2 protein-coding genes are annotated in these 2,208 nt (G+C 45.0%); both read left to right on the forward strand.

The genetic code is table 11. From position 1 onward, the window contains the following. Nucleotides 1-94 precede the first annotated feature (94 nt). Nucleotides 95-1,210, forward strand: coding sequence for a tyrosine-type recombinase/integrase (locus tag JWG88_RS21235; protein ID WP_205235823.1), 1,116 nt, complete (start codon nucleotides 95-97; stop codon nucleotides 1,208-1,210). Continuing rightward, nucleotides 1,134-2,015, forward strand: a complete 882-nt coding sequence (locus JWG88_RS21240) for a tyrosine-type recombinase/integrase (protein ID WP_205235824.1) — start codon at nucleotides 1,134-1,136, stop codon at nucleotides 2,013-2,015. The genes JWG88_RS21235 and JWG88_RS21240 overlap by 77 nt, the downstream gene beginning before the upstream one ends. Nucleotides 2,016-2,208: the final 193 nt, after the last annotated feature.

Consider the following 2,208-nt stretch of genomic DNA (forward strand, 5'->3'; position numbering starts at 1 on the left):
TCCATGACTCCACGTAACAAAATTCCAGCCTTATAAATGATATACTAAGGTTATTAACGCTCTGTTTTTTCTGTAAAAGAAAAAGGAGGCGATTATGACCGAAGTAACCTATACGACTAAGTTTACCACTTTTGATCAAAGGTTCTTACCGAGTGGTCATACAGAAGTCCGGTATATTGAGCCGGGGAACCATCGTTCTTTTCAAAAACGGTATTGGGCTCAACTCTCATGTTCCCGATTAATAGGCAGTGGTTTACCTGGAGCTGACCTTGCCGCCCAGCACGTGTATGACAAGTACATCAAGGATCTCTCAATAAGCACCATTAAAAATTCAGGCCGGGTTATTCACTATTTCCTACACTTTCTTGAGCGCAAAAAAACAAACATCTACACTCTGACTCATCAGGATATCAGCAAATTTGTAGGATATGAACAGGAGCGAGGGCAAAAGACGCAGTCCGTTGTTAATTATCTTAGAATTGTCTACGCTTTTATCAAGTACCTGGTTGATCAAGATGTTTTACCGGATACAGTCATGGAGCGAAAAATTCGTATAAAACTCCCCAAAGCACTTCCCCGTGCCATCACTCCTGAGGATCAGCAGCGTCTTCTTGGTGCCATTCACTCGGATCGTGACCGGGCTCTGATTTTGCTTTTACTGCGGACTGGAATGCGAATCGGTGAACTACTGGAAGTTCAGGTATCCGATATCAGTGTTGCTGAGCGAAAGATCATGATCTACCTGGGGGAGAAGAACTTTCAGGGACGTGCGGTGTATTATGGTGAAGATACAAAACAGGCACTGAAAAAATGGTTGAAAATAAGGCCAGGCAACTCCACATCCCTCTTTCCAGGCAGGTCGCCAGGGAGAAGTATAACCTATGTAGCCGCTTGGCACGCTATGCGAAATATCCTCAATCGTGCTGGTCTATCGGATAAAGGGTATAGCTTACACAGTCTTCGGCACACCTTTGCCACCGATATGCTTAATGCAGGTATGCGCCTGGAAGTTCTGCAGCAATTACTTGGTCATCAGGAGATCGAAATGACCATGCGCTATGCCAGGATAACGGATTTAACCCGAGAGCACGAGTATTTCAAAGCCATGGGCCGTATCGAGCAGGGAGGACATTATGAACATCGCCGCGTCAATACTCAACTACAAAAAGTATTTGAAAAGAAAAAACTACTCCGCTCAAAGCGTAAGTAGCTACTTGTATCGGTTAAAGCATTTTCTGGTTTGGCTGCCTGTACAACTGGAGTCTGCAACCTCAGTCCACATCAGGAGTTATCTTGATCTCCTCTTGGAGCAGCGCGTGGCGCCCAAGACTGTCAATGAACGTTTGGTTGCTATCCGCAGTTTTTACCGTTACCTGCGTGAAGAGGAAGGCCGATCTATTGAAAATCCTGTCCTCAAAGGAATGGCATTACGGCTACCAAAACCGCTGCCCAGGCATGCAAAACAGAGCGAACTCGATTTGTTATTTGGGGTTATAACAAAAAAACGAGACCGTGCTTTATTCATGCTCATGCTGCGTTGCGGACTCAGAGTTGACGAGGTCGCCAATTTGAGCCTTGATGCCATTGATTATGAGAATAGTCAGATTGTTGTACGTGGAGGAAAAGGAGCAAAGGATAGAACAACCTACATCAGTAATGATGCCGCAGCTGCACTGGCCACTTATCTACAAGTAAGACAGCCAACCAGGGAGGGAAAAATTTTCCTGGTGGAAAAGGGTATTCATAAAGGCAAGCCGATTTCAGTTCGTGGCATCCAGAAGCGCATCAGGTATTACTCGAAGAAGATCGGGATATCACTTTCCTGCCATAAATTACGTCACACTATGGCAACCAATTTGCTCAACGCCGGGGCTGATATCGTTACAATCCAGGAACTATTGGGGCACTCCAAAATAGAACAGACTATGCGATACAGCAAGCTTTCCAATATGAGGGCACAACACGACTACTACAAAGCGATGGATAGAGTAATGAAAAATGAGTTTTTCAAATGAAAAGGATAAAATCCGCCCCGCCAGTTGCCAGATGCTCCGACGAGCATGCAGTAGCGGCCCATTCTCGCACTAACAACTGGCGGGGCTACCATCGGAGTTGACCTTGACTTTTTACTTTTAAACATGAGAAAATGAAACATGTAACAACCTAACAACAATAGAAAAAACAGAGTTTGTTACGCGGAGTCCATGA

The sequence above is a fragment of the Desulfopila inferna genome (assembly GCF_016919005.1).
Lineage (GTDB): Bacteria > Desulfobacterota > Desulfobulbia > Desulfobulbales > Desulfocapsaceae > Desulfopila_A > Desulfopila_A inferna.

Bases quoted from the DNA above. Each gene is read 5' to 3' on its own strand.
- JWG88_RS21240 (WP_205235824.1), top strand. From the start codon at position 1,134: ATGAACATCGCCGCGTCAATACTCAACTACAAAAAGTATTTGAAAAGA.
- JWG88_RS21235 (WP_205235823.1), top strand. From the start codon at position 95: ATGACCGAAGTAACCTATACGACTAAGTTTACCACTTTTGATCAAAGG.